The organism is Duganella margarita (assembly GCF_009857535.1).
In the GTDB taxonomy this organism is placed as follows: domain Bacteria; phylum Pseudomonadota; class Gammaproteobacteria; order Burkholderiales; family Burkholderiaceae_D; genus Rugamonas; species Rugamonas margarita.
Genome location: NZ_WWCS01000006.1, coordinates 282,790 through 307,911, shown reverse-complemented (window position 1 = coordinate 307,911; position 25,122 = coordinate 282,790). Strand labels below are relative to the sequence as shown.

General features: G+C 62.6%; 28 protein-coding genes. 16 read left to right on the top strand and 12 right to left on the bottom strand.

Features of this window, described 5'->3' with window-relative positions; genetic code table 11:
- Positions 1–122 precede the first annotated feature (122 nt).
- The 3 genes from GTP55_RS12280 to GTP55_RS12270 are packed head-to-tail and all read left to right on the top strand — an operon-like array spanning position 123 to position 1,618.
- Positions 123–449 (top strand): hypothetical protein, encoded by a 327-nt coding sequence (locus tag GTP55_RS12280; RefSeq protein WP_161045201.1) that lies wholly within the window; start codon positions 123–125, stop codon positions 447–449.
- 42 nt (positions 450–491) lie between these two features.
- The gene (locus tag GTP55_RS12275; RefSeq protein WP_161045200.1) at positions 492–1,073 is read left to right on the top strand and encodes a helix-turn-helix domain-containing protein; all 582 of its coding nucleotides are present in this window, start codon (positions 492–494) and stop codon (positions 1,071–1,073) included.
- Entirely contained in the window at positions 1,070–1,618 is a 549-nt protein-coding gene (locus GTP55_RS12270) for a GNAT family N-acetyltransferase (RefSeq protein ID WP_161045199.1), read from the top strand. The genes GTP55_RS12275 and GTP55_RS12270 overlap by 4 nt, the downstream gene beginning before the upstream one ends.
- Positions 1,619–1,626: 8 nt before the next feature.
- On the opposite strand, the gene GTP55_RS12265 is transcribed toward GTP55_RS12270, so the two are convergent.
- The gene (locus tag GTP55_RS12265) at positions 1,627–4,728 is read right to left on the bottom strand and encodes an NAD(P)-binding protein (protein WP_161045198.1); all 3,102 of its coding nucleotides are present in this window, start codon (positions 4,726–4,728) and stop codon (positions 1,627–1,629) included.
- 96 nt (positions 4,729–4,824) lie between these two features.
- On the opposite strand from GTP55_RS12265, the gene GTP55_RS12260 reads away from it, so the two are divergent.
- The 6 genes from GTP55_RS12260 to GTP55_RS12235 all read left to right on the top strand — a co-directional run bounded on the left by GTP55_RS12260 (position 4,825) and on the right by GTP55_RS12235 (position 9,734).
- The gene (locus GTP55_RS12260) at positions 4,825–5,466 is read left to right on the top strand and encodes a phosphohydrolase (protein ID WP_161045197.1); all 642 of its coding nucleotides are present in this window, start codon (positions 4,825–4,827) and stop codon (positions 5,464–5,466) included.
- Entirely contained in the window at positions 5,457–6,494 is a 1,038-nt protein-coding gene (locus tag GTP55_RS12255; protein WP_161045196.1) for a DUF3304 domain-containing protein, read from the top strand. The genes GTP55_RS12260 and GTP55_RS12255 overlap by 10 nt, the downstream gene beginning before the upstream one ends.
- An 87-nt stretch (positions 6,495–6,581) precedes the next feature.
- Positions 6,582–7,205: a response regulator gene (locus GTP55_RS12250; RefSeq protein ID WP_202423667.1), complete on the top strand. Its 624-nt coding sequence runs from the start codon at positions 6,582–6,584 to the stop codon at positions 7,203–7,205.
- 72 nt (positions 7,206–7,277) lie between these two features.
- Positions 7,278–8,258: an MBL fold metallo-hydrolase gene (locus GTP55_RS12245; RefSeq protein ID WP_161045195.1), complete on the top strand. Its 981-nt coding sequence runs from the start codon at positions 7,278–7,280 to the stop codon at positions 8,256–8,258.
- A gap of 136 nt (positions 8,259–8,394) precedes the next feature.
- The gene (locus GTP55_RS12240) at positions 8,395–9,132 is read left to right on the top strand and encodes a sensor histidine kinase (RefSeq protein ID WP_161045194.1); all 738 of its coding nucleotides are present in this window, start codon (positions 8,395–8,397) and stop codon (positions 9,130–9,132) included.
- Positions 9,111–9,734 (top strand): response regulator, encoded by a 624-nt coding sequence (locus tag GTP55_RS12235; RefSeq protein ID WP_161045193.1) that lies wholly within the window; start codon positions 9,111–9,113, stop codon positions 9,732–9,734. Before GTP55_RS12240 ends, GTP55_RS12235 begins: the two co-directional genes overlap by 22 nt.
- A 1-nt stretch (position 9,735) precedes the next feature.
- Here the strand turns inward: GTP55_RS12235 and GTP55_RS12230 are convergent, their stop codons facing one another.
- On the bottom strand, positions 9,736–10,425 hold the full coding sequence (locus tag GTP55_RS12230) for a hydrolase (protein WP_161045192.1): 690 nt from the start codon (positions 10,423–10,425) through the stop codon (positions 9,736–9,738).
- 117 nt (positions 10,426–10,542) lie between these two features.
- Between GTP55_RS12230 and GTP55_RS12225 the strand changes: the two genes are divergently transcribed.
- Positions 10,543–10,914 carry a hypothetical protein gene (locus tag GTP55_RS12225; RefSeq protein WP_161045191.1) on the top strand — a complete coding sequence of 124 codons (372 nt, stop codon included), beginning with the start codon at positions 10,543–10,545 and terminating at the stop codon, positions 10,912–10,914.
- Between the two features lie 7 nt (positions 10,915–10,921).
- Here the strand turns inward: GTP55_RS12225 and GTP55_RS30350 are convergent, their stop codons facing one another.
- Complete coding sequence (locus tag GTP55_RS30350; protein ID WP_161045190.1) at positions 10,922–13,945, bottom strand: sensor histidine kinase; 3,024 nt, start codon at positions 13,943–13,945, stop codon at positions 10,922–10,924.
- A 153-nt stretch (positions 13,946–14,098) separates the two neighbouring features.
- On the opposite strand from GTP55_RS30350, the gene GTP55_RS12215 reads away from it, so the two are divergent.
- Entirely contained in the window at positions 14,099–14,461 is a 363-nt protein-coding gene (locus GTP55_RS12215) for a hypothetical protein (protein WP_161045189.1), read from the top strand.
- A 324-nt stretch (positions 14,462–14,785) separates the two neighbouring features.
- Positions 14,786–15,676: a PAS domain S-box protein gene (locus GTP55_RS12210; RefSeq protein ID WP_161045188.1), complete on the top strand. Its 891-nt coding sequence runs from the start codon at positions 14,786–14,788 to the stop codon at positions 15,674–15,676.
- 268 nt (positions 15,677–15,944) lie between these two features.
- On the opposite strand, the gene GTP55_RS12205 is transcribed toward GTP55_RS12210, so the two are convergent.
- A complete protein-coding gene (locus GTP55_RS12205; RefSeq protein WP_229257888.1) occupies positions 15,945–16,139 on the bottom strand; it encodes a hypothetical protein in 195 nt (64 codons plus the stop codon).
- A 208-nt stretch (positions 16,140–16,347) separates the two neighbouring features.
- Between GTP55_RS12205 and GTP55_RS30345 the strand changes: the two genes are divergently transcribed.
- Positions 16,348–16,536 (top strand): hypothetical protein, encoded by a 189-nt coding sequence (locus tag GTP55_RS30345; protein ID WP_371868339.1) that lies wholly within the window; start codon positions 16,348–16,350, stop codon positions 16,534–16,536.
- 12 nt (positions 16,537–16,548) lie between these two features.
- Here GTP55_RS30345 and GTP55_RS12195 read toward each other — a convergent pair whose 3' ends face one another.
- The 8 genes from GTP55_RS12195 to ssuE all read right to left on the bottom strand — a co-directional run bounded on the left by GTP55_RS12195 (position 16,549) and on the right by ssuE (position 22,233).
- A complete protein-coding gene (locus GTP55_RS12195) occupies positions 16,549–16,821 on the bottom strand; it encodes a type II toxin-antitoxin system RelE family toxin (protein WP_161045187.1) in 273 nt (90 codons plus the stop codon).
- A complete protein-coding gene (locus tag GTP55_RS12190) occupies positions 16,787–17,101 on the bottom strand; it encodes a type II toxin-antitoxin system Phd/YefM family antitoxin (protein ID WP_161045186.1) in 315 nt (104 codons plus the stop codon). Before GTP55_RS12190 ends, GTP55_RS12195 begins: the two co-directional genes overlap by 35 nt.
- Positions 17,102–17,186: 85 nt before the next feature.
- Positions 17,187–17,753: a YceI family protein gene (locus GTP55_RS12185; protein WP_161045185.1), complete on the bottom strand. Its 567-nt coding sequence runs from the start codon at positions 17,751–17,753 to the stop codon at positions 17,187–17,189.
- A gap of 130 nt (positions 17,754–17,883) precedes the next feature.
- Positions 17,884–18,711, bottom strand: coding sequence for an ATP-binding cassette domain-containing protein (locus tag GTP55_RS12180; protein ID WP_161045184.1), 828 nt, complete (start codon positions 18,709–18,711; stop codon positions 17,884–17,886).
- A 9-nt stretch (positions 18,712–18,720) separates the two neighbouring features.
- The gene (gene ssuC, locus GTP55_RS12175) at positions 18,721–19,479 is read right to left on the bottom strand and encodes an aliphatic sulfonate ABC transporter permease SsuC (protein WP_161045183.1); all 759 of its coding nucleotides are present in this window, start codon (positions 19,477–19,479) and stop codon (positions 18,721–18,723) included.
- A complete protein-coding gene (gene ssuD, locus GTP55_RS12170; RefSeq protein ID WP_202423687.1) occupies positions 19,480–20,625 on the bottom strand; it encodes an FMNH2-dependent alkanesulfonate monooxygenase in 1,146 nt (381 codons plus the stop codon). It lies immediately after the preceding gene.
- A 17-nt stretch (positions 20,626–20,642) separates the two neighbouring features.
- Positions 20,643–21,629, bottom strand: a complete 987-nt coding sequence (locus tag GTP55_RS12165) for a sulfonate ABC transporter substrate-binding protein (protein WP_161045181.1) — start codon at positions 21,627–21,629, stop codon at positions 20,643–20,645.
- A gap of 16 nt (positions 21,630–21,645) precedes the next feature.
- On the bottom strand, positions 21,646–22,233 hold the full coding sequence (gene ssuE, locus GTP55_RS12160) for an NADPH-dependent FMN reductase (protein ID WP_161045180.1): 588 nt from the start codon (positions 22,231–22,233) through the stop codon (positions 21,646–21,648).
- Positions 22,234–22,428: 195 nt separating this feature from the next.
- Between ssuE and GTP55_RS12155 the strand changes: the two genes are divergently transcribed.
- The 3 genes from GTP55_RS12155 to GTP55_RS12145 are packed head-to-tail and all read left to right on the top strand — an operon-like array spanning position 22,429 to position 25,122.
- On the top strand, positions 22,429–23,625 hold the full coding sequence (locus GTP55_RS12155; RefSeq protein ID WP_161045179.1) for an acyl-CoA dehydrogenase family protein: 1,197 nt from the start codon (positions 22,429–22,431) through the stop codon (positions 23,623–23,625).
- Positions 23,625–24,437 carry a methionine ABC transporter ATP-binding protein gene (locus GTP55_RS12150; RefSeq protein ID WP_161045178.1) on the top strand — a complete coding sequence of 271 codons (813 nt, stop codon included), beginning with the start codon at positions 23,625–23,627 and terminating at the stop codon, positions 24,435–24,437. Before GTP55_RS12155 ends, GTP55_RS12150 begins: the two co-directional genes overlap by 1 nt.
- A complete protein-coding gene (locus GTP55_RS12145) occupies positions 24,430–25,122 on the top strand; it encodes a methionine ABC transporter permease (protein WP_202423666.1) in 693 nt (230 codons plus the stop codon). Before GTP55_RS12150 ends, GTP55_RS12145 begins: the two co-directional genes overlap by 8 nt.

Below are 25,122 nucleotides of genomic sequence, written 5' to 3'. Positions count from 1 at the left end.
GCTGCTCCGTTCGCTCACGCACGCTCCTACACGGCCACGGCGTGTGCACCTACGGGACGCGCGGCAGGGCGGGCTTAGCATAGCGCTACACCCTTCGCCACACTTTTAAACAGGAGACCATCATGAGCCAGCCAAACAAACCAGATCCACGCGGTTTCAAACCCGGCGCCAATATGCCGCAGGACGGCTACGATCCTAAAACGCAAGGCATGTCCGAAAGCGGCAACCACGCTACCGGCCATCCTGGCAACGACACGCCGGCAGGCAATCTGCAGCACGATCCGAAGGAGCAGAGCGAACGCGCTTTACGCCAGGATAACCACAACCGCGAAGACCAGCGCAACCAGCAGAGCGCTTCCGCTGCGGCCACCGCCGCGTCCCACCGTGACAAGAATGCCGGCGCGCGCGGCGACGATTCCAGCCACACCAACGTCAGCAAAAAACCGTAATTCCAGTTTACTGGACATGGATTTCCTGTAAAATGGAAATCCATGGACATCAACCTTCTTATTGCCCGCCGTCTGCGGGAACTGCGCGACGCCCAAGGGCTGTCGCTGGACGCGCTGGCGACCCGCAGTGGCGTCAGCCGCTCCAACATCTCGCTGATTGAGCGCGGCGAGAGCAGTCCCACCGCAGCGGTACTGGACAAACTCGCCAGCGCGCTCGGCGTGTCGCTGGCCACACTGTTTGAAGACAAAAGCGAAGACAGCGAGCCGTCGCCGGTGGCCCGCGTGGCCGAGCAGCCGGTGTGGACCGATCCCGGCTCCGGCTACACGCGCCGCAGCCTGTCGCCTTCCGCGCCGTCGCCTTTGCAACTGGTGGATGTGGTCTTTCCCGCCGGCCAGCGCGTGGCCTATGACAGCGTTCCGCACAACACAGACATTCACCAGCAGGTATGGATGATCGAAGGCGCGATGGATATCAGCGCCGGCGACCAGCAATGGCGTCTGCAAGCCGGCGATACGCTGGCCATGCGCCTCGACCGGCACATTGTCTACCACAACCCAACCGACAACCCGGCGCGCTACCTGGTGGCGCTGGCCACGCAAGCCGCCACACGGAGAAATCCATGACCGACGTCCACGCCGATATCGCCATCCGCCGCATCAGCACCGACGAAGCGCGCGAACGCGCAGCGCCGCTGGCGCAGGCACTGGCCGATGTCTTGATCGATTGCGTGGAAGGCGGCGCCTCGGTCAGCTTCATGCTGCCGCTGACGCGCGAGAAAGCGCTGGGCTTCTGGTACGGCGTGCTGCAAGCCGCCGCCAGCAAGGAACGCGTGCTGCTGGTGGCGGAGACCACCGCAGGCCGCATTCTCGGCACCGTCCAGCTGATCACCGCGCAGCCGGACAACCAGCCGCATCGCGCCGATGTCGCCAAAATGCTGGTACACCGCGATGCCCGCCGCCGTGGCGTCGCCGCTCAACTGATGGCGGCCGTCGAGCGGGCCGCGCGCGACCAAGGCAAGACCGTGCTGGTGCTGGATACCGTCACCGGCGGCGATGCAGAACGCCTGTACCAGCGCGCCGGCTGGCAGACCGTCGGCACCGTGCCCAACTTCGCGCTGATGCCGGACGGCGCCTACTGCGCCACTACCTTCTTCCACAAGCAGCTTTAGAAGTCGCGTTAAAAGTCCGATTCGCCTTCAATGACGGCGGGGTAGCCGCTGATCGCGCGCGAGGCCTGCATGCCCGCCATCACCGCCGCCTCCACGCAGCCGGCGTTGATGCCGGTCTTGATCCAGTCCCCGGTCAGGAACAGATTCGAGAAACCCGATTGATCGGTACGCAACCTATACTTGGTCGAACCGACGACCGACATCACATACCGCTCGGATGGATCGACATTCGCCCGCCAATACTGCGCATCGAAGCGCTGCACGCCGGTGGCTTCGCTGCCGTCCACCAGCCATTGCCACGGGAACGCGCCCGCCGGCCCGGCCGCCGACCATAGCGACGCAATTTCCTTGCTCAGCTGATTGATCGCGCCCTGCTTCGCCACCTCCGCCATCTGCGCCGGGAAGCCATGCACGCTGGCGGGCGGATAGCTGTCCACCGTCAGCGCGCTACAGAAGTAGGAGACATTGCGGGGATCGAGCGGCGCCGGCCAGTCTTCGCGCACCAGCAGCTGATCCATCGGCGCCCACGTATCAAACGGCTCGGTGAAGCCGCTCAGCACCGGCTGCTGACCATCAGGCTGATGCGCCCAGCCCATCTGCGTCAGATCTTTGTTGAGCCAGACCTGATAGGCTTGCGTAGCCACCGTCTGCACCTTCTCCGAGGTCGCCAGCAGCGCCGGGCTTTGCGCCAGCAACTGCGGACATAGCACCGGCAAGGAGCCGACCGAAATACCGAACACCACCTGATCGAAATCCACGCCGCGCTTCAGCGTTACCGTTGGCAGCTCCTTGCCGAACGCTTCGCGGTACACCTCCGGCCAGTCGGTCCAATGCGACTCCAGGTTGATTTCCTTTGCCTGCAGCAGTTGCGCCTGCAGCTCGTCAATCTGCGGATACAGCGGCGCGCTCGGCCAGCAATCCAGTCCTTTTACCGGCAACAGCGGATCGTAGTCCGCACCGGCCAGCTGCACCTGCTGCGTCATGCGGATGCTGCCGATCTGCGCCCCATCCGGCACCAGCTCCTCCACCTTGTGGAAGAACTTGAACTTCACGCCGCGCTTCAACAGCGCCTGATACAGCGGCGTGAAGATGGTATCGCCCATCCCGGCCTGCATCTTGAACATGATGCCGCCCTTGTACGCCAGGCCGATGCGGGCCATGGAGCGCAGCATGGTGCCGGCTTCCGCGTTCGGCTTCTCGAAATCGCCTCCCTCATAGGCGAAGATCAAGTCATAGAACCCGCGCACCGGCGCCGAATTCACCGCCAACTGCTCATCGCCGCCATGCTTGCGCAGCCAGTCGCGGAAATCGATATCGTTGATGACATCGAAGCCGTTGCGTATCACGCCATCCTCGAATACGCCCTTCATGATCGTCATGCCGAGATCCAGGCAGATGAACAGACGGCGGATATCGTCCGCCACATCGCCATCGGCGCGCGCAATCAGCTTGTCATAGCGCGAATGCAGCTTGCTGCGCACGCCCGCCATGGCGCCGGCCAGCGCCAGATGCTGGCCTTTGCCCGCATCCTCCGCCATGTTGAACACCATGCCGGACAAGGCGCCCGCCAGCAGCGACACGTCATCCATCAACTCTGACGCCGACGATGTCACGCCTTCGGCCAGGTGATACAGCCAGTCCGGAATGATGCCGGTATGGTGCGGATGCGGCGCCAGTTCCATCTCCTTGGTCAGATGATCCAGGCTGCGTATCCATTGCTCGATCCAGCTGACCATCGCCACGGCCATCTGCCACAGCGTGATCTTCTGATCGCCCTCACCCGGCTCGCCCGGCAGCGACGGGAACGTAATCGACCAGTTGTGCCATTGCTCGCCGACTTTTTCGGACAAGGCCACGTAATCCTGCTGCTTGAAGGCGTCGCGCCAGGTGGCCAGCGGTGCGCCGGGCGGACGATCCAGCGCCGCATAGGCGGCCTTGATCATCCTGAACGCATTGGAGTAAAAGCCGAACCAGATATGCAGGCCATGTTCCTCGATGCGCTGGCCGTATGCCGCATTGCGACCGCTGGCGCCTTTGCCGCCCAGCCGCCAGCCTTGCTGATAGAGCGTGATGTCGTAGTTGTTCTGCCAGCCCGGTTGATCGGTCAGATAATAGGCCGTGGTCATGGCGCTGACGCCACCGCCGAGAATCGCAATCTTCTGCGGCGCGACCGATGAGTTATCCACCAGCTCCTCGCCCGGCTCCGCCGTGAAATCAAAATTCAGGTAGTACGGCAGGATGGCCTGCTGCGCGCCGAGTTGCAGGCCGAGCGTATCGTTGAGCGGGAAGCTGTCGAAGGCGTGCAACACCACTTCGTAGTCATGGCCCAGCAATTTGCCGCCGTGGATCTTGTCGATGGTCGCCGGCGCCGCCAGGATGGCCTGGTACACTGCCTTCAGGCCAAAGCTATCCGGGAACTGCTTGAGGAAGACCTGATCGATGCGCGGATTGCGCAGCAGGGAGATGATGTCCTCCCAGCCAGCGATATCCATGTTGAAGAAATCCGGAATGGACGCGAACAGTTCGATCGCCTGCTCGATCAGTTCCAGCAGGCTGCCGATTTCCCGCTCGTCGCCGTTGGCCTGCGTGGCGTTCACCTCCAGCAGCGGATGCAGGGCGATTTTGGTCTCCGGCGAAAACGGATGGAAGCCCTTGGCCGACAGGGCGCAGCGCTGCGCACCGATCTCGTATTCGCACAAATACTTGGGATAGCCGAACAGTTCGCGGCCGTTAATCAGCGCCATCGCATCGTCCACGAAGATGTGCGCCGGATAGTAGTAAATGTGCGACAGCTCGCCCTCGTCGTCCATGGCGCCGACCATGATCCAGGTGACGATATCGATCTCCGTGATCCAGCCCTTGGCGTGATCGACTGGCCCTGCCGAATCGGCGTGGTTCACCTGCGTGAAGGTGATCAGCACATACGGTGAGATCGCCTTGAAGCGCATGCGCGCGCCGGCCACCGCGTTCAGCGTACCGTCCAGCGTGGCCTGCAATTTCGCCAGGTCGCCCCGGACGAAGAAGCCGTACATGTCGGCGTTTTTCAATTGCAGGGGTGAATGCATCATCACCGAGCCGCCCTGGTAAATGTAGTTAGGTCTGGTCGCCATGGTCTAGGGAAAGAGGTTGGACTAGACCTTTAGTGTATGTGAAATTCCGCACATATTGCCAAAAATAAATCGCAGAATGGCGGTGTAGAATGAAGCATGACCAGAGATCATCACGAACAGCGCGCCTGGGTGCGTATGCCGTCCGGACGGCGCCTCGATTTACTCGATCCCACACCCTTCGACTGGGACGATAGCGATCTCGCGCTGGGGCTGGCGCGCACCTATCGCTGGGGCGGCCATTCGGCGTGGCCGCTGCCGCTGTCGGTGGCGCAGCACTCGTTGACGGTGATGCAGGTGCGCACCGCCGCCTGCACCGCTGCCGGCCTGACGCTGCCGCCGCTGGCGGCGCTGCGCGAACTGCTGCACGACGCCGAAGAAGGCCTGCTGGGCTTCGACTGCATCTCGCCGCTCAAGCCGTTTTTGGGCGACGCCTTTAAAACCCTGTCGCAAAAACTCGACGCCGCCGTCTTCCTGCGCTACGGTCTGCCGGGCTGGACAACAAAAGAATACGCCGCCCACAAACTCGCCGACCGTCTGGCCGCCGCCAGCGAAGCGGTCCACATCGCCGGCTGGTCCGCCACCGAAGTGCAGCAGACACTGAAAATCACCGTACCGCCCCTGCACGACGATCCGCTGCACGCCATCTACGGCGGCACGCCATGGGAACCGTGGCCGCCGTCCCTCGCCGCCGAACGCTTTCTTGCCCAACTCAACCAACTGAAAGATTTATGCGCCTGACTTCCCTGCTCGCTCTCAGCCTCGCCGTGCCCGTGACCGGCCAAGCGGCCGCACCAGATCTCTTCGAAGGTATTTATTCCACCGTCGACCCGCGCACCGGCGCGCAGACGGACATGTTCAAGATCTGGAAAGGGGTGGACGACTATACCGTCCTGAGCAATTACAACAGTGCCTGGAGCGGACCGCAATCCGGCCATGTCGGCACGCCGCCGGCCAATGAGGTATTGCCCGGCCCGTTCCCCCAGGACCCGCGCGTGCGCACGCTGTGGATCGAAAAAATGGGCGCCATCTACCAGATGCCGCCAGGCGCACTCTCTGTTGCCGGGCGCTCCGATACGGGATATCTGGCGCACATGGTGCAACTGGGCTCGCCGCAGTTGCTGCGCCGGCCACTCCTCACCGGTCGCGCCGAACGTGGCGAGCGCGGCGAGAGCAAGTACAAGCCGGGCGCGAGCGAACAACGCGTTACGATCACCACGCTCAATTTCAGTTCGAAAGCAGTGCAGGTCGGCGTCAGCGACCCGCGCAACAAGGACAATGCCGTCGATACCGATCCGCTGGCGCCCTACATGGCCAGCCTGCAAAGCTGCTGTTACTATCTGCCGCAAAAATGGCATGCCGCGCTGCGCCTCAACGTCGAAGTCCGCTCGCCGCCGGAAGGCCAAACCAGGACCATCACGCTGCCGGTGCCCAAGTACGACAAACCGGACAATCTCGCTGTAGCGGTGCGCGCAGATGGCAAGATCGAACTGGTCGAGCGGCCAGCGTCCGATGACATGGCGGCCATGCCGGCGCCGCCAGCAGCCGAGCTGGTGCGCATTCGCGCCGCCATCATCCAGCGCCAGAAGGCCAATGTGGCGGACCTTACCCGGCAAATGGAGAAAGAGCCTGGCGCCGCGCGCGAATTCCGGGACGACCTGACCGCGCTGCAACAGACGCTCCGGTACACCGAGGCGCTCGCCGCGTGTCACAAAACGCCGGAGGAATGCGAGCGTGAGGCGATCGCGCAAGCCAAGGCGGTCCGCTGACGGGGCCGCCTATACCAACGTATAACTATACGCCGCGGCCAAGGTTGACGAGAATGACTTCATCAACCTCACCTGGAGATCCAGACCATGAATACCGCATCCGTTCTCATTGCCGACGTCCACCCGCTGATCCGCGCCGGCATGGCCGCCTTGATCGAGTCCGACGGCAAGTTCACGCTGCTGGGCCAGGCCTGCGACGGCCAGCAAGCCATGGAGATGTGCGACCGCCTGCACCCCGACCTGCTGCTGATGGACCTGAACATGCCGGGCTGCGACGGCGTCGAAGCCATCGGCCGCATCCGCGCCCAGCATCCGGACGCCAAGGTCATCATCCTCAGCGGCCACGACGGTGAAGACGATGCCGACCGCAGCATGCGCGCCGGCGCCCACGCCTACATGCTCAAAAGCGCCCCGCTCGACGACCTGATGACCTGCATACACGCCGTCCTGCAAGGCAAGAAATTCATGATGCCGGAACTGGCCGTCAAGCTGGCCAGCCGCATCCACGGCAACCAGCTGACCCCGCGCGAACGCGACATCCTGATGCACCTGGCCACCGGCATGAGCAACAAGGTCATCGCCCGCGCCGCCGGCATCGGCGTCGGCACCGTCAAGTTCCACGTCAAGAGCATCATGTCCAAACTCAACGTCTGCACCCGCACCGAGGCCGCCATGGTGGCCGCCAAGCGCGGCCTGGTCCACCTGAACTAATCCTATAGCCAGTAGCCGCGGGCCACTGCAACGCCTAGTATGCGGCTTTATGCCTGATACTGGAGAGACTCTATGTTTGCATTCCCGCGCCGCCTGATGGCGGCCTGCATGCTGGCGTATGCCGGCCTGGTCCACGCCGCAGCGCCGATGGCCAAAAGCCAGGCGCCTGGCTATTACCGCATCATGCTCGGCGACTTCGAGGTGACCGCGCTGTCCGACGGCACCCACCCGTTCCCAGTGGATACCGTGATGACCAACATCACGCAACAGCAAGCCTTGCAGGATCTGGCCGAGGTCGACCTCAAGCTGCCGGTGCAAGGCTCGATCAACGCCTTCCTGATCAACACCGGCAGCAAGCTGATCCTGGTGGACGCCGGCGCCGGCGCGCTGTACGGCCCGTGCTGCGGCAAGCTGATGGCGCATCTGCGCGCCGCCGGCTACCAGCCGGAGCAGGTGGATGAGGTCTACCTGACTCACCTGCACAAGGATCATGCCGGCGGCATCATGCGCGACGGCCAGGCCGCCTTCCCCAACGCCGTGCTGCGCCTTTCACAAGCCGAGGCCGATTACTGGCTGACGCCGGCCAACAAGGCCCTGGCGCCGGACTTCCTGTCGACCTTCTTCGACGCGGCGCAGGCGGCAGTGGCGCCGTACAAGGCGGCCGGCCATTATCAGCCGTATAAAAACTTCGGTCCGCTGGAACCCGGCCTCGAAGCCATGCCGGCGCCCGGCCATACTCCTGGGCACGCCGCCTATCTGGTACAGAGCCAATCGCAGCAGCTACTGATCTGGGGCGACATCGTCCACGTGGCCGGCATCCAGTTCCCGCATCCAGGCGCTACCCTCAAGTACGACAGCAGCGAGCCGAACGCGCAAGCTACGCGCGCGCGGCTGCTGCAGATGGTGACCGAGCAGCGCCTGCTGGTAGCCGCAGCCCACATCGCCTTCCCCGGTTTCGGCCATATCCGCCAGCACCAGGGCGAATACCAATGGCTGCCGCTAAATTATGATGAAACACCGGCGCCGGCCCAGCCTGTTAATCAAAAGCAATAATCAGAAATCACTAGCAATAAGCGACTAACCCTATCGGGTATGCCGCTTATTGCAAATCTGCCGTATATCCCTCTTCCGGCCTATCCTGCATGATGTGTGTTAACGCAACCTGTTTTAACACCACTGGAGCAGCAGTATGGCCAGCATCAAGCCCACTCCCGATCTGCGACCGGCGCGCATCAATGCGCTGGGCGAATTCGCCGCCTCCATCGCGCATGAAGTCAAGCAGCCGCTGGCGGCGGTGACGCTCAACGCCCAGGCCTGCCTGCACTGGCTGGAGCAGGACCCGCCACGCGTGGACCAGGCGCGCACCGCCTTGCGGGTGGTGCTGGAAGCCAGCAGCGCCGCGTCGGCGATGCTGCGCAGCCTGCACGGCATGGCCTGCCAGGCCGCGCCGCAGCGCCAGGCGCTGGTGGTCAACGACGTGGTGCGCGACGTGCTGCAACTGTTGCGCGGCGAACTGCGCCAGCAGTGCATCACCGTCACCGAAAGCTATGCGCCGGATTACCAGCTGCGCGCCGACCGCGTGCAACTGATGCAGGTGCTGATGAATTTGATGCTGAATGCGATCGAGGCGGCGCGCGACTTGCACGACCGTCCGCGCACGCTGGCGCTGCGCACCGCGCTGGCCGACGGCGCGTTGCGCATCAGCGTGGCCGACAACGGCGCCGGCATTGCGCCGGCGCTGGCCGAGCGGATTTTCGATCCGCTGTTTTCCACCAAGCCGGGCGGCACCGGCATGGGCCTGGCGATCTGCCGCACTATCGTCCAGTCGCATGGCGGCCGCATCTGGAACGAACCCGGGCAACCGCACGGCACTGTTTTTCACCTGAGTTTCAAGGAGTACACCTTATGGACCCCATCTCGATCCTGATCGCCGACGATCACCCGCTGATCCTGGCCGGCATGACGTCGCTGCTGGCGACGATGCCCGAATTTCGCCTGGTGGCGCAGGCCACCGATGGCCTGGAGGCTGTGGCGCTGTACCGCCAGCACCGGCCGGACGTGGTCATCATGGACCTCAGCATGCCGCGCCTGAACGGCGTTGAAGCCATCGAGCAGATCCGCGCCGAGGATCCCAGCGCCAGCATCGTCATCCTCACCACTTACCAGGGCGACGAAGACGTCTTTCGCGGCCTGCGCGCCGGCGCCAAGGCCTATCTGCTCAAGGATGGCGACTCGCGGCAACTGGCCGACTGCCTGCGCGCGGTAGCCAGCGGCCAGCAATTCCTGCCAGCCGAAGTGGCCAGCAAACTGGCCGAGCGCAAGGCCACCAGCCAGTTGTCGCGGCGCGAGCTGGACATTCTGGCCCACCTGGCCACCGGCAAGAGCAACAAGATGATCGCGCGCAGCGCCGACATCGAGGTCGGCACCGTCAAATTCCACGTTAATAATATTCTGGCCAAGCTCAACGTTGCCAGCCGCACCGAAGCCGCCACCGTGGCGGCGCGGCGCGGCTTGCTTAGCGTTTTCTAGCTTACTTGTTGGCCGGCACGGCCGCCAGTACCTTGTGCTGGGTGCTGGTGCGTTCCGGCGCCTTGTGCACCATGGTGTAGGCGTAGTCCACGCCCATGCCGTACGCGCCCGAGTGCTCCTTGGCGATGGCCATCACGCCATCGTAGGTTTCGCGGCGGGCCCAGTCGCGCTGCCATTCCAGCATGACTTGCTGCCAGGTCACCGGCACCACGCCGGCCTGGATCATGCGCGCCATGGCCTGGTCGTGCGCTTCTTTCGAGGTGCCGCCGGAAGCATCGGACACCATGTAGATTTCGTAGTCGCCTTCCAGCATGGCGCACAGGGCGAAGGTGGTATTGCAGACTTCGGTCCACAGGCCGGCCACGATGACTTTTTTCTTGCCGTTGGCTTTCAGTGCATCGCGCACTTTCTGGTCGTCCCACGAGTTCATCGACGAGCGCTCCAGGATTTCCTTCTCCGGGAACACGTCCAGCAGTTCCGGGTAGGTGTGGCCGGAGAAGGCTTCGGTTTCCACGGTGGTGATGGTGGTCGGGATATTGAACACCTTGGCGGCCTTGGCCAGCGCCACGGTATTGTTCTTCAACACCTGGCGGTCGATCGACTGCACGCCAAACGCCATTTGCGGCTGGTGATCGATGAAAATCAGCTGGCTGTTTTGCGGCGTCAGGACTTCTAATTTCGGATTGCTCATGATGGTGTTTCCATGTGGTGTAAAGGGAAAATCCATCTTAGGCGGTGACAGCCCCGAACACTACTCATCTAAATATAGGCGTCGCCCGCAGCTTGCCTCTGCTAAGATAAGCGCACCATGAAGACACAACTCAATGACCTGACGCGCGCCCTGCGCGACCTGCACAAACAACTGATCAACCTGGAAACCCAGTATTTCGGCGCCGTCGGCAGCCCGCTGGAGCATTTGCAGCTGATCACCAACCACCCGCATTTCGCCTGGCTGCAAAAGCTGTCCGGCCTGATGACGCAAATCGACGAGCGCCTCGACGATCCGGAACCGGTCACGCACGAGGAAGCCAAGGCCTTCCGCCAGTCGCTGGAAATGCTGATCGGCCCGTGCGAGGAAGGCGACCAGGAATTCCGCGCCAAGTACAACGCACTGCTGCACGACGGTCCGGAACTGGTGATGGCGCACGGCGCCGTGCGCAAGCTGCTGGCGCAGATGTAATGCCGGTCTAGCTGAACCAGCATCTCCAACGCTTCCAGCGCGCCTGCCCGGCGTAGGCGCGCGCGGCCGGCACGATCAGCCGCACGCGCAGGCCGCCGGCGTCGCGGTTGTCCAGCGTCAGCTGGCCGCCAACCCGGCGCGCGCGTTCGAACAAGCCGGTCAGTCCCCAATGGCCGGTGCTGCCGTGGTTCAGGATTTCCGGCGCAATGCCCTTGCCGTCATCCCGCACCTGCAGGGTGAACTGGCTGGCGCCATAATGTAATTCCACTTGTATCGACGCCGCCTCGGCGTGGCGGAACGCGTTCATCAGCGCCTCGCGGCCGATGCTGTAGATTTCGCACGCCGCCAGCTCCTGCAGCGCGCGCGGCGTGCCCTGCGTGCGCAGGCTGAACACGGCGCGATGGCTTTCCGCCAGCACTTGCCCCACTAGCAGCAGGCCGCGCGCCAGGTCGCCGTCGCCCATGGCGCCGGAGCGCAGCTCCTGCAATTCGTCCCGCCCTTCTTCCATCACTTTGTCCGCCAGCAGCAGCACGCGTTCGATCTTGGCGCGCGCCGGCGAATCGGCCGCCAGCCCGCCCAGCGCCGACTGGAAGCTCAGCGTCAGGCCGTGCACGCTTTGCAGGAAGCTATCATGCAGCGCGCGGGCGATGCGTTCGCGCTCAGCAATGCGGGCGGCCAGGCGCAGCGTGGCCTGGCGCAGCCATAACAAATACAGCAGGTACAGCAGGCCGGCCGTGGCCAGCACGGCCAGCGCGTAGAACAGCGGCGTCTGGGTAAAGGTCGGCAGGATGCGCACCGTCATGCTGGACTCGTCCTTGCTCCATTGGCCGAACTGGTCGACCGCCATCACGCGGAACCGGTACTCGCCCGGCCCCAGGTTGGTGTAGGAGATGGCGCGCCGCGTGCCGGGGTCCTGCCAGTCGGCGTCCACGCCTTCGAGCCGGTAGCGGAAGCGCAGGCTGTCCGGCATCGTGTAGCTGAGCGCGGTGTACTCGATGCGGAACGAGGTGGTGCCCGGCGCCAGTTGCAGCGGCTGGGTAAAATCGAGATAGCGCTGGCCTTGCGCCACCAGTGTCTGCAATTTGACCAGCGGCGGCGACGGCGGCGCGTAGTTGCGCGTGCTATCGATCCGGGCGATGCCGCTGACGCCGGCAAACCACAGCTGCCCGTCCTTGTCGCTTATCGCACTCTGCAAGCGATTGGAAATGGCGGCGAAACCGGGATAGCCGTCCAGCACGCCGAACAGCACATACTTGAGCAGGCGGCCGGGCTGGCCGATGGCTGCCGCCCAATCCGCCGCGCGCACCAGCACCACGCCCTTGCTGCCGTTGAACCAGCGGTCGCCGTTGGCCGAGATCGCCATGCCGGAGACCCGTGTCAGCACATCCGGGTCAGCGGCGTTGATCCGGCGAAAGCTTGAGCCGCTGAGCACCGCCACGCCGGCATTGCCGCCGATGAGTACCTCCGGCCCGGCATGCACAAAGGTGATGGTGCCGACATCGCCTTCCGGCTGCGGCGCGTAGCGGGTCAGCCGGCCATTGTCGTAATGGATCACCTGGCCATCGTTATAGCCGAACCACATGCTGCCGGGCGCGTTGGCAGCGCCCGCGGCGGCAAACGCGATGCCGGCCGGGATGCCGAGTTCCGCCTGCGTCATCCATTTGCCATCGAGCCGGCGATACAACGCACGCCGCGACACAGCCAGCCACAGCGCGCGGCCGTCATCCGTGATGCGCATGGCCTCGACCACGCCGTGTTCCAGCAGCCCTTCCGGATAGGCGATGATTTCCCGCGCGTTGCCACGGCGGCGTTCGATATGCTGCGGGCCACCGCGCAGCAGCGAACCGTCGGCGCCGTTGGACAGTGAACCGTAATCCGTCGGTTCGCCGCGCTCCAGCAGCATGGCGCGGCCGTCGGCCTCCAGCCGCCACAGTTCGTTGGTGGGCTTGGCCAGCACCAGCGCCCGCCCGGCCTCGTCCAGCGCAAAGCTGAAGAAGCGCTCGCCGCCGGTCAGCCGCACCGGGGTCAGCCGGTTATGGCGGAAACGCTCCACGCCCGACGAGGTGCCGATCCAGATACTGCCGTCGCGGTCCTCGAACACCAGGTTACCGGTCAGGCTGCTGACCTGCCACGCCTGGTCCAACCGGCTGTCCGGCTTGGCGGTCGGAGAGTAGATGCCGTCGGGCCGTTGGCCGACGCCATCGGTGCGGCAGATGCCGGGACAATTCAACGCCCAGTAATTGCCATCGCGGTCAAACAGCCCATTTTCCTGCCCTTCGCCCAATACCAGGCTATCGGGGCGCGGCAATTGCGGCCTGGTGTGTTGTGAGGGCACAGCGATCAGTTGCTCGTGCGTGTCCAGCCACAGCCGTCCATCCGGCGACTCGCTCAGGTTGACCGCCTTGTAGCCGCTGAGCACGGGGCGAAAACGCCTGGCGCCTGGCGCCTGCACCATCAACTGCTCACCGGCCGCCAGCCAGACTTGTCGGTATTGGTCGATCAGGATGTTGGACACGCGTCCCGGCGGTAGCCCCATCTCCGCGCCGACTTCGCGCCAAACGCCCTGCCGCAGTTGCAGCAGGCCATCATTGGCGGCGGCCCACACCATCCCATCGTCGTCCTGGATGACGTTAATCACGCCGCCGATCAGATTGGGGCCGAGGCGCGCGGGGAAATGGGTGAGGTGACCTTTGCTCAGCCGGCTCACGCCGCCGAAGATGTAGCCGATCAGCAGGTCGCCATTGCGCAGCGCTTTGAGCGCCGTCACCGGACGATTCGGCATGGCCTCGCCGGGCAAGGCTTCAAAGCGCTGGAACCTCAGACCGTCGAAACGGTACAAGCCGTTGCTGCTGCCGATCCACAACCAGCCATCGGCGGTTTGCGCCATGGCGCCGATCTCGCCCGGCGCGCCGTCCTTGCCGGTCCAGATATCGTGATGGTAATCGCTGAGCGCGACCTTGCTGTCCAGCGCCCACGCGCGCGGCATGACGAGGGCCAGCACCAGCAACAATGGGAAAAGGCGGCGGCTCACAGATGGGCAATTAGTTTGTTGATGAGACTTAGATGATAGACGAAAATTCAAGAATAAGTAAAACCTATCGCCGACATAGATACAATAAATTTTACCAATCGACGTGCAGCCGTTAATCTGGACTCAAGTTTCCACAGATTAGAAAGCACGATCATGCAAATCAAAGCCCGCCTCCACGCCCTGCCGCTGCCGGTCAGCGCCATTGCCCTGCTTGCCGCCCTGGTGCTGGCCAACCTGGACTACCAGACCGCCGGCTGGGCACTGTTTGGCGCCGGCATCATCGGCTGGGTCCGTTTCGACGCCAAACAGCTGCTGAAGGCCGACCGCTACGGCCTGTCGCCAGCCCTGGCGCTGCTGGCTTACCCGGCACTGGCCGGCGACCAGACCAACGTCAGCATCACCTTTGCGCTGGCCTTGCATGCCCTGGTGGTTTTCCTCATCCTGACCAGCCGCCATCTGTCAGAAGACATAGCGCAAGCATTTTCTCAGCAAAAAGGGATAAACCAGCGTATTTAAAGTGGTTTTTCCAGATATCCACATCAACTGTGGATAAGGGTGTGAATAAGCGCCTCTTGACAGCCAAGAACCCCTGTAACGGCGGGCTGTACAACAAAATGCCTAATCCACAGGCAGATTTTTTTCCCAATAAAATCAATAACTTACAAAATGTTAAAAGTGGACGGCCGGCGTATTACAGCGGCCTTGAAAATAAGTTTTCTGTGCATAAGTGGGAAGCGAGACACCGTTGTTACGCCGCACCGGGAATCCTTTGACAAAAGTGCTGGCGAGGAATAGTGTCACTCTGGAGTGCGGCCAGTTCGACTTACCATGGGAACCTGCATGAATCAGAACGACGACGATACCGATTGGATGATAGAAGACGAGGCGCCGGCCAGCCAGATCCGCAGCGGCAGCGCCAACGCCACCCCGGCGCCGCCGCCATGGCGGGTGCTGATCGTGGACGATGATGTCGATGTACACGTGGTCACCAAATTCTCGCTCAGCAATGCCTGCTTCCAGGGCCGCCGGCTGAGCTTCCTGCACGCCTACAGCGGCGAGGAAGCGCTCAACGTGCTGCGCAACACGCCGGACATCGCGCTGGTGCTGCTGGACGTCATCATGGAGACCAGCGATGCCGGCCTGCACGTAGCGCGCCAGATCCGCGACACCCTGCATAACAATCTGGTGCGCATCGTGCTGCGCACCGGCCAGCCCGGCCAGGCGCTGGAACACAGCATCATTCTGGATTACGACATCAACGATTTCTGGTGCAAGACCGACCTGACCACGCGCAAGCTCTTCACCACGGTGATCTCGTCGCTGCGCGCCTATGCCGGGCTGGAAGAGGCGCAGCGCCACACGCAGGCGCTGCAACTCGAGCTGGACGCGGCGCGCAAGCTACTGGCGGCGGTCGACCAGCACGCGGTGATCGCCACGCTGGATGCACGCGGCCATATCACATCGGTCAATGACAAGCTGTGCGCCGTATTCCAGTACAGCCGCGAGGAACTGCTGGGCGCAGAGGCGCGCTTGCTGCACGCCCCGCCCTATCCGCAAGACCAGCTGGCCGATGCGCTGCAGGCGCTGAAAGACGGCGAAGCATGGACCGACGTCATCACCACCTGGCGGCGCGACGGGCAGGAAGTACGCCTGCGGGTGACGGTGACCAGCGATGACGGCGGCGCCATCATCGTCGGCAGCGTGCTGCAGGCCCTAAAAGTTCCGCTCTGAGTTCTGCCTTAAGTTTGGCTTAAGTCCCGGATTCTAGTAGCGTTTTTCCGGATATCCACAAATGCTGTGCATAACTATGTGGATAGCCCCCCATTGACAACGGATACAGCCTGTAACGGCGCGGTTTTCTACAAACTGCCCGTCCAATAGGCAAAAACAAATATCTTTAAAATCAACTACTTACAATCTGACGGATTGTAATGGAAAAATTTTTCAAAAAAATTCTTGCCAACATGATTTGTGCATAACTAAACACCGGCATTACATATCAATGCTGGGATTTCCGGCGCTGCTCCGGATGGAGCAACACCCGTTCGATCACCTTCGGATCGACATTGTGCGATTTCATGTATTCAATCGCACACACGGTATTAAAGCTGGATTGCACCACGATGCCGCGGTTGACTACCGCGCTGCATTCTTCGTTGTGGCGGGACTGCTGGGCGAGCGAGACATTCATCATGATCCTTGCGAAAAGTGGAGAGGCTGCCGCCCCGATCGGTGATGCGCTCAACGAGTATGGACGACCACCGGACAAAGTCAATGTCAGGCTCCTATCATTCCGCAATTAAAATGTTCCGTTCTATAATGCGGGATGACTGACGAGCGCCCCCGCCCTACTTCCCTGCTGGATCTGTTCATCTCGTTCACCCTTCTTGCGCTGCAAGGATTTGGCGACTGCTGGCGGTGCTGGGCCTCTGGCCGCGCTGTACGCGCAATATGGCAACCATCCGGGCGTGGTCGGCGCGCTGCGCGGCATGGTGGCCGTCACCGCAGGGCTGATCGCAGCCACCGGCGCCGGGACCCAATGTATTGTTCGTTGCGCTGATGGGCTGATCGGCTGGTTCCTGCCGTCGTGAGCTAGTTAGCAACTACTGTCTTTTCCATATACGATAGATCTCATCATCATTCCGTTTTCCGATGACGAGCACTTCCACCTCTTGGCCGCCTGGGATATAAATGATACGGTATTCGCCTGCATCCACACGGCGCTCACCTTGCTTGGCGCCTTTCAGCAATTGACTGTCTGGCGGTTCGGAATCTGCAAGCAGTTTGAAAACAGCCTTGCCCACCTGTCGGTACTGTTTCGCATCAAGTTTTTCGAGGAAATCAAGAGCCTGCTTTGTGAATTGCAGCTTCTTCATGATTTACCCCTTCTGAGAAGTCATGAAGGAATGCGGTCACGCGCTTTTTAGCAGCGCGGCCTTCAGCACGAGCCACATCTGCCTTGGCAAGCCAAAGCTGATCTTCGAGGAATTGGATTTTTTCTGACATGGCCTCGTAGTCATTACGAGAGATCAGATAGGCCGCCAGTTGGTCATTCTGGGTAATGCCAACCGGTGCGCCTGATAATTCCGCCAGTAGCTCCGAGAATCGCGTTTCCGCATCTTGGACGCTTACTGTGGTTAAAGCTGTGTCCGACATGATGGCTCTCCGGTGGGTCCGACGAGCCTAGTGTACTACTTTGAACCAACCGGCGCAGCAAATAGGCTGCGCCGGTTGCGGACAATTATTCCTTGATGGCTTCGATCGCGAAGGTCAGGGTCACGTCGTCGCCAACGTTCGGTGCGTAGGCGCCGGCGTTGAATTCGGTGCGCTTGATTTTAGCGGTGGCGTTAGCGCCGCAAGCCAGTTTCTTGGCCATCGGGTGGTCAGCGCATTTGAAGTTGGTGATGGTCAGGGTCACTGGCTTGGTCACGCCCTTGACGGTCAGGTTGCCTTCCACGGTCGATGGCTCGTCACCTTTGAAGTTGACCTTGGTCGACTTGTAGGTGATGGTTGGGTACTTGGCGGTGTCCAGGAACTGCTCGCCCTGGATGTGGCCGTCGAACAGTTTCGAACCGGTGTCGACCGATTTGGCGTCAATCGTTGCTTCTACCGAGCCGGTCTTGGCAGCGCGGTCCAGCGTGACCTTGGCGGTGGTGTTGTTGAAACGGCTTTGCTGAGTGCTGAAGCCAAAGTGGCTGTAGCTGAAGCTGGAGAAGGTGTGGTTAGCGTCGGAGACGAAAGTATCAGCAGCGGCAAAGGCGGACAGCGAGAAACCAGCGGCGATCAGCAGGGCAACGATTTTTTTCATTTAGAAACTCCTAGAGTGGTGAACAAGATTGTTCGAGTGAGGACGATTATGCGCGCCACATCTAAAGTTGTAAAACGAAAAATTTACCGCCTTACTATCGATAAAATCGATTGTATCGGGATTGCTCGCCTCAGGCAGCCGCCGCGATGCTGCTCTCGGCCGGCGTTTGATTCAGGATACGGCCCAGCAAGCGCTGTTCCAACGCGGCAAACGCCGCATTCCCCCGTGCGCGCGGACGCGGCAGGTCGACTTTCATGTCCAGCGTGACCCGCCCTTCCTCGATCAGCACCACCCGGTCGGCCAGCGCCAGGGCCTCCTGCACATCGTGTGTCACCAGTACAGCGGTGAACCCGCGCGACAGCCACAGCGACTCGATCAGCTGCTGCATCTCGATCCGCGTCAGCGCATCCAGCGCGCCCAATGGTTCATCCAGCAGCAGCAATTGCGGCTCGTGCAGCAGCGCGCGCGCCAGGGCCACGCGTTGACGCTGACCGCCGGACAATTCGGCCGGCCAGTCGTTCGCGCGCTCGGCCAGGCCGACCGTCGCCAGCGTGGCCGCCGCCGCGTTGAGGGAGCGTGGCAGGCCGATCGCCACATTCTCCAGCACCGTCTTCCACGGCAGCAAGCGCGCTTCCTGGAACATGATGCGGATGCTGGACGCCAGATTGCCGGCGCCGACCTTGATGCTGCCCTGGTCGGTGATCTCCAGCCCCGCAATCGCGCGCAGCAAGGTGCTCTTGCCGCAGCCGCTGCGGCCGACGATGGCGACGAATTCGCCGGCATGCAGCTCCAGCTGCACATCATGCAGCACCTGGCGCGCGCCGAAGGATTTACTGACCCTTTCCAGATTCAGCGCCACGCCCTGACGGCGCGCCGCCGGCGCCGGCGACGCCTTGGTCCAGGTGGCGCTCTCGCGCGGCAGCGCGCCGGTATCAAATAAAGCGGTAGAAATAAACATGCGATCTCCTTAACGGTAAGCCGGATTCCAGCGCAGGAAGTGCTTCTCCAATCCGCGCGACACCAGGTCAGCCGCCTTGCCCAGCAAGGCGTACAACAGAATCCCGACCAGCACCACGTCGGTCTGCAGGAACTCGCGGGCATTCATCGTCATGTAGCCGATGCCCGCTTGCGCCGAAATGGTTTCCGCCACAATCAGCAGCACCCACACCAGGCCCAGTGAAAACCGCACGCCGACCAGGATCGATGGCAGCGCCGCCGGCAGGATCACATCGCGATACAGTGGCCAGCCGGACAAGCCGTAGCTGCGCGCCATCTCGATCAACCCCTGATCTGCCGAGCGAATGCCATGGAAGGTATTCAGGTACACCGGGAAGAACACGCCCACCGCCAGCAGGAACAGCTTGGCCGTTTCGTCGATGCCGAACCACAGGATCACCAATGGAATCAGCGCCAGCGCCGGAATATTGCGGACCATTTGCAGCGTCGTATCGAGCAGTGTCTCGGCGCGGCGGAAGCTGCCGGTCAGCAGACCAAGCGCCAGTCCCAGGCCGGCGCCGATGGCGAAACCGCTGATCGCGCGCCACAAGCTGGTACGCAGGTGCACCCACAACTCGCCCGATACCGCCAGCGTCCAGAAAGCCTTGGCCACCGCCCACGGCTCCGGCAGGATGCGGCTCGACAGCCAGCCCAGTTGCGACGATGCCTGCCACACCACGATCAGCAGCACCGGCAATGCCCATGGCGCCCATACACTTTGCTTCTTCATCTACGCAGCCTTCTTCTTGGGCAGAATATCGCTGGCCATGATCTCGCCGAATGGGCCGGTCAGCGATTGCTCGCCGTGGTCCTTGCCCTTGCCCAGCAGCGGGAACACCAGTTCCGCGAAACGGTACGATTCTTCCAGGTGCGGATAACCCGAGAAGATAAAGGTCTCGATACCCAGGTCGGCATATTCCTTGATACGCGCGGCCACGGTTTCGGGGTCCCCCACCAGCGCGGTCCCGGCGCCACCACGCACCAGTCCCACGCCGGCCCAGAGGTTGGGGGATACTTCGAGCTTGTCACGGCGGCCACCGTGCAAAGCTGCCATTCGTTGCTGTCCTACCGAATCCATTTTGGCGAAAGACGCCTGCGCCTTGGCGATGACTTCATCATCCAGGTTGCTGATCAAGTCATCGGCGGCGCGCCACGCTTCTTCATTGGTCTCCCGGACGATGACGTGCAGGCGGATGCCGAATTTGACGGTGCGGCCATGCTTGGCGGCGCGCGCGCGGATGTCGTCCAGCTTCGCCGCCACGGCCGCCGGCGGTTCGCCCCAGGTCAGGTAGACGTCCATCTGTTCGGCCGCCAGTTCGTGCGCCGGTTCCGACGAACCGCCGAAGTACAGCGGCGGATACGGCTTTTGCACCGGCGGATACAGCGTCCTGGCGCCTTTCACCGTAATGTGCTTGCCTTCGAAATCGTAGCCCTTGTCGCCGCCTTCGCCCGCCAGCGACGCACGCCAGACGCGAATGAATTCATCCGAGATTTCGTAGCGCTTGGCGTGGTCGGCGAACAAGCCGTCGGCTTCCAGCTCGCCCTGGTCGCCGCCGGTGACGACGTTGATCAGCAGCCGGCCATTGGACAGGCGGTCAAATGTCGACGCCATGCGCACCGCCAGGCCCGGCGTGGTCAGGCCCGGACGGATCGCCACCAGGAACTTGAGATTCTGCGTGACGTGGATCAGCGACGACGCCACTACCCAAGCGTCTTCGCAGGAACGGCCGGTCGGCAACAGCACGCCGTCGTAACCCAGCGTGTCGGCTGCCACCGCCACCTGTTTCAGATAGTTGGCGTCGATGGCGCGCGCGCCCTTGGCGGTGCCGAGGTAGCGGCTGTCGCCATGGGTAGGAATAAACCAGAACAGATTCAGAGACATCGTAGACTTCCTTATTGCGCCGCCAGCTGTTTGACTGGCAGGGTGGCATCCTTGACCGCGATCGGTTTCGGGATCAGTTTCAGATTCGAGAAAGCGTCGGCGACTTTCTGCTGTTGCTCCAGCACGTCGGCGTTGATCGGCTTGACGCCGTAGCTGTAGCGCGAGGCGGCCAGCGCCACGATGTCGGTATCCAGCCCGGTTTGCGCCGACAGGATCTGCGCCACGTCCTTCGGATTCTTGGCGCCCCACTCATCAACCTTGGCGATTTCTTCCAGCACGATGCGGACGATGTCACTGTTCTTTTCAGCGTACGGACGCGCGGCCAGGTAGAACTGGTGATTGGCCACCAGCCCTTTGCCGTCTGCCAGCACGCGCGCGCCGAGCTGTTTCTCGGCGGCGGCCAGGAACGGATCCCAAATCGCCCAGGCGTCCACGCTGCCGCGCTCAAACGCCGCGCGCGCATCGGCCGGCGGCAGGTAGACCACTTGGATATCCTTATAGTCCAGGCCAGCCTTTTCAAGCGCCTTGACCAGCAGGTAGTGAACGTTCGAGCCTTTGTTCAATACGACCTTCTTGCCTTTCAAGTCGGCCAGGCTGCGCAGCCTGGAATCCTTGTGCACGACGATGGCTTCGCTGCCCGGCGACGGCGGCTCGTTGCCGACATAAACCAGGTTGGCGCCGGCCGCCTGCGCAAAGATCGGCGGCGCTTCGCCCACCGTGCCAAAGTCCACGCTGCCGACGTTGAGGCCTTCCAGCAGCTGCGGGCCGGCCGGGAATTCGGTCCACTTCACGGTGACGTTGCGCGAGGCCAGGCGCTGCTCCAGCGAGCCGCGGCCTTTCAGCAAAGTCAGGGTGCCGTATTTCTGATAGCCGATGCGGACTTCCTGCCTGGCCGGCGTCTGCGCCTGCGACTGGCCTGCACCGGCAGCCATCACGCCCGCTGCAAACAGCAGGCCGAGGGTATGGCGGCGCGAGGCGCGTTTCTGTTCGATGCTCATGTTGGCTCCTTAGTCCTTAGCGCGCCAGCCGCACGGGCTGCGACTGCGCGACGAAGACATCATCCGGTTGCTGGCGCAGCGCGTTCAGGCATGCCGACAGCGCATCCACGCCGGCCTGCACGCGCCACGCGATGGCCGGGTCGACCGTCAGGCCGCTGACGTCATTCCACACCAGCTGTTGCGAGGTGGCGTAAATACTGGTGAAGACCTGGCGCGCATCGAGCGCGTGCAGCACCGGGCGCAGCGCATAGTCCAGCGCCAGCATGTGCGACTGGCTGCCGCCGGTGGCCAATGGCAGCACCAGCTTGTCCTTCAAGCCGTCCTGCGGCAGCAGGTCCAGGAAGGCTTTCAGTATCCCGGTGTAGGAAGCTTTATAGATAGGGGTGGCAATCACAATTGCATCCGCTTCAGCGACGGCGTCTATCGCACGCTTCAGCGTCAGGTCGGCGAAGTCCGCATGCAGCAAGGCCTTGGCCGGCAGGTCGCGCACTTGCAGCTTGCTGTGACGGTGGCCGAGCGCAGCCAGCTTGTCGCCCACGTGATCCAGCAAGCGGCCGGTGCTCGAAGGCGAAGCCGGGCTGCCGCTGAGTAGAAGAATGCTCATGTCCTATCCCCTGATTTTTGATGGTAGCGTTCAGGATAAATCCACCGCATTCAATTCAAAACGAATAGTTTTGCGCTTCTATATGCAAAATCCATAGCATGATTTTTCCGCATATGAAAAGCCGGAATTCTTCGTGTACTGAGTTTGGAACGGTCTTCATACTGGCGCCACCGATTTCCTTCTAGTGGACATACCATGTCTCATGCCTTACTCAAAGCGTCGCACACTCATGCCGACGACCCGCTGCAAGTTGCGGCCGAACTGGCGCAGCGGCTTGCAGCAACCGCCAATGCGCGCGACCAGGCAGGCGGCCACGCGGCTCAAGAGCGTGAATGGATACGCGAATCCGGCCTGCTGACGTTATCGATCCCCACCGCTTACGGCGGCCAGGGCGCCGACTGGCCGACGGTGTATCAGGTGATCCGCATCCTGGCCCGCGCCGACAGCGCGCTGGCGCACGTTTTCGGTTTCCACCATCTGCAACTGGCCGGGATTCAGCTGTATGGCAGCGCGCAGCAGCAGCGCCGCTTCCTGACGCAGACCGTGGAGCAGAATCTGTTCTGGGGCAACGCTCTCAACCCGCTCGACAAGCGCACCGTCGCCACGGATGCCGATTACGGCTTCCAGCTGGATGGCATCAAGAGTTTTTCGTCCGGCTCCGTAGGGTCGGACTGGTTGACCATCTCGGCCTGGCACGAGGCGTCGCAGTCGGCGCTGATCGGCGTGGTGCCGAGCCGTCAGCATGGCGTGGCGGTGCAAGCCGACTGGGATGCCTTCGGCCAGAAGCAGACCGACAGCGGCAATGTGCATTTCAATCAGGTATCGCTGCCGTCGACGCAGGTGCTGCAAGCGCCGGGCGTGAAAGCCACGGCGCAGGCCACGCTGCGCTCGCAGGTGGCGCAGCTGATCATGGCCAATCTGTACCTCGGCATCGGCGAAGGCGCGTTTCAGGCGGCGCGCGAGTACATTGCCAAGGAGGCGCGGCCCTGGTTCGCCTCAGGGGTGGACAAGGCCGGCGCCGATCCGCTGATCCAGCATCGCTTCGGCCAATTGTGGCTCAAGCTGCGGCCTGCCTCGGTGCTGGCCGACCACGCGGCGCAGGAGCTGGACCGCCTGTTCCGCCTCGGCGCGGCCGTCACGGCGCAGCAGCGCGGCGAGCTGGCGGTGTCCGTGGCCGAGGCCAAGGTGCTGGCGCATCAAGCTGGCGTGGATGTCAGCAACGACATTTTCGAGCTGACCGGCGCCCGCTCCACTTCCGCCAAATTTGGCTACGATCGTTTCTGGCGCAACGTGCGCGTGCATACCCTGCACGATCCGGTCGATTACAAGATCCGCGACCTCGGACGCTATGCGCTCGACGGCACGCTGCCTGAACCTACAGCTTATTCCTGATGACTACTCCCCTGATCCGCATCGAGCATGCGAGCAAAGCGTTTGGTGATTTTCACGCGGTGCGTGACGTATCGCTGGAGATCGGCCAAGGCGAAATCTTTGGCTTGATCGGCAAGAGCGGCGCCGGCAAATCGACGCTGCTTCGCTTGATTAACCTGCTGGAGCGGCCGGACCGGGGCGCGGTAACGGTCGATGGCCGCGAACTGACGTCGCTGTCCAAGCGCGACCTGCGCGATGCGCGCGCCAATATCGGCATGATTTTCCAGCAGTTTAATCTGCTGCAGAATGCGACCGTGTTTGATAACGTCGCCTTCTCCTTGCACATCCACGGCGGGCAAAGCAAGCAACAGATTGCCGCCCGCGTGCGCGACTGCCTCGATCTGGTGGGGCTGACCGAGAAGACCGATAGCTATCCGGCGCAGCTGTCGGGTGGACAGAAGCAGCGCGTCGCCATTGCGCGCGCGCTGGCCAGCAAGCCGGCGGTGCTGCTGTGCGATGAGCCGACGTCCGCGCTGGATGCCGAAACCACGCGCGCGCTGCTTGGCACACTGAAGGACATCAACCAGCGGCTGGACGTAACGATTGTAATCGTCAGCCATGAGCTGGACGTGATCGGCGAAATCTGTGACCACGTCGCGGTGATCGAAAACGGCGCCATCGCCGAACAATTCGCACTGGACGACGCAGCCAGCCTCGCCGCCCCGCGCCACACGGCGCTTGGCCGCGAACTCGCCGCCGCCGTCGCCAACCGCGCATCCGCCGCCAACGCGCTGGCGGCCATCGCACCACTCGCGGAGACCGCCCATGTCTGAACTCCTGTCCTCGCTGGGCGCCTCGGCCAACGCCATCTTCGCCATGCTGCCGGAAATGTCGGAAGCACTGGGCCAGACGCTGGTCATGCTCGGCATCGGCCTGACGGCCGCGATTCTGATTGGCGGCCCGCTGGGCATCATGCTGTTTCTGGTCGGCGACGGCCAGTCACTGCAAAACCGTCCGGCCGCGCTGATAATGGGCTGGCTGGTGAACACTGTCCGTTCCTTCCCCTTCATCATTTTGCTGGTGGCGCTGGTGCCGTTCACGCGCGTGATCGCCGGCACTTCCATCGGACCGCTGGCTGCCTCCGTGCCGCTGTCGTTCGCCGCCATCCCCTACTTCGCCCGCCTGGTCGAACAAAACCTGCGCGAAGTCCCGCGCGGCGTGATCGAAGCCGCCCACGCCATGGGTGCCTCGGAATTCCAGATCATCCTGCGCGTGCTGCTGGTGGAAGCCCGTTCCGGCCTGGTACTGGCACTGACCGTGCTGTCGATCAGCTTCCTGTCCTATTCCGCGGTGGCCGGCGTGGTGGGTGGCGGCGGCATCGGCGACCTCGCCATCCGCTACGGCTACTACCGCTTCGAAACAGACATCATGGTCGCCACCGTCGCCATCCTGATTTTCATGGTGCAGGTGATCCAGTTCACCGGCAACCGCATCGCAAAACGCATCGACAAACGCTAA

Coding starts and splice junctions, on each gene's coding strand:
- GTP55_RS12280 (WP_161045201.1), top strand. CDS start 123: ATGAGCCAGCCAAACAAACCAGATCCACGCGGTTTCAAACCCGGCGCC.
- GTP55_RS12275 (WP_161045200.1), top strand. CDS start 492: ATGGACATCAACCTTCTTATTGCCCGCCGTCTGCGGGAACTGCGCGAC.
- GTP55_RS12270 (WP_161045199.1), top strand. CDS start 1,070: ATGACCGACGTCCACGCCGATATCGCCATCCGCCGCATCAGCACCGAC.
- GTP55_RS12265 (WP_161045198.1), bottom strand. CDS start 4,728: ATGGCGACCAGACCTAACTACATTTACCAGGGCGGCTCGGTGATGATG.
- GTP55_RS12260 (WP_161045197.1), top strand. CDS start 4,825: ATGACCAGAGATCATCACGAACAGCGCGCCTGGGTGCGTATGCCGTCC.
- GTP55_RS12255 (WP_161045196.1), top strand. CDS start 5,457: ATGCGCCTGACTTCCCTGCTCGCTCTCAGCCTCGCCGTGCCCGTGACC.
- GTP55_RS12250 (WP_202423667.1), top strand. CDS start 6,582: ATGAATACCGCATCCGTTCTCATTGCCGACGTCCACCCGCTGATCCGC.
- GTP55_RS12245 (WP_161045195.1), top strand. CDS start 7,278: ATGTTTGCATTCCCGCGCCGCCTGATGGCGGCCTGCATGCTGGCGTAT.
- GTP55_RS12240 (WP_161045194.1), top strand. CDS start 8,395: ATGGCCAGCATCAAGCCCACTCCCGATCTGCGACCGGCGCGCATCAAT.
- GTP55_RS12235 (WP_161045193.1), top strand. CDS start 9,111: ATGGACCCCATCTCGATCCTGATCGCCGACGATCACCCGCTGATCCTG.
- GTP55_RS12230 (WP_161045192.1), bottom strand. CDS start 10,425: ATGAGCAATCCGAAATTAGAAGTCCTGACGCCGCAAAACAGCCAGCTG.
- GTP55_RS12225 (WP_161045191.1), top strand. CDS start 10,543: ATGAAGACACAACTCAATGACCTGACGCGCGCCCTGCGCGACCTGCAC.
- GTP55_RS12215 (WP_161045189.1), top strand. CDS start 14,099: ATGCAAATCAAAGCCCGCCTCCACGCCCTGCCGCTGCCGGTCAGCGCC.
- GTP55_RS12210 (WP_161045188.1), top strand. CDS start 14,786: ATGAATCAGAACGACGACGATACCGATTGGATGATAGAAGACGAGGCG.
- GTP55_RS12205 (WP_229257888.1), bottom strand. CDS start 16,139: ATGATGAATGTCTCGCTCGCCCAGCAGTCCCGCCACAACGAAGAATGC.
- GTP55_RS12195 (WP_161045187.1), bottom strand. CDS start 16,821: ATGAAGAAGCTGCAATTCACAAAGCAGGCTCTTGATTTCCTCGAAAAA.
- GTP55_RS12190 (WP_161045186.1), bottom strand. CDS start 17,101: ATGTCGGACACAGCTTTAACCACAGTAAGCGTCCAAGATGCGGAAACG.
- GTP55_RS12185 (WP_161045185.1), bottom strand. CDS start 17,753: ATGAAAAAAATCGTTGCCCTGCTGATCGCCGCTGGTTTCTCGCTGTCC.
- GTP55_RS12180 (WP_161045184.1), bottom strand. CDS start 18,711: ATGTTTATTTCTACCGCTTTATTTGATACCGGCGCGCTGCCGCGCGAG.
- ssuC (WP_161045183.1), bottom strand. CDS start 19,479: ATGAAGAAGCAAAGTGTATGGGCGCCATGGGCATTGCCGGTGCTGCTG.
- GTP55_RS12165 (WP_161045181.1), bottom strand. CDS start 21,629: ATGAGCATCGAACAGAAACGCGCCTCGCGCCGCCATACCCTCGGCCTG.
- ssuE (WP_161045180.1), bottom strand. CDS start 22,233: ATGAGCATTCTTCTACTCAGCGGCAGCCCGGCTTCGCCTTCGAGCACC.
- GTP55_RS12155 (WP_161045179.1), top strand. CDS start 22,429: ATGTCTCATGCCTTACTCAAAGCGTCGCACACTCATGCCGACGACCCG.
- GTP55_RS12150 (WP_161045178.1), top strand. CDS start 23,625: ATGACTACTCCCCTGATCCGCATCGAGCATGCGAGCAAAGCGTTTGGT.
- GTP55_RS12145 (WP_202423666.1), top strand. CDS start 24,430: ATGTCTGAACTCCTGTCCTCGCTGGGCGCCTCGGCCAACGCCATCTTC.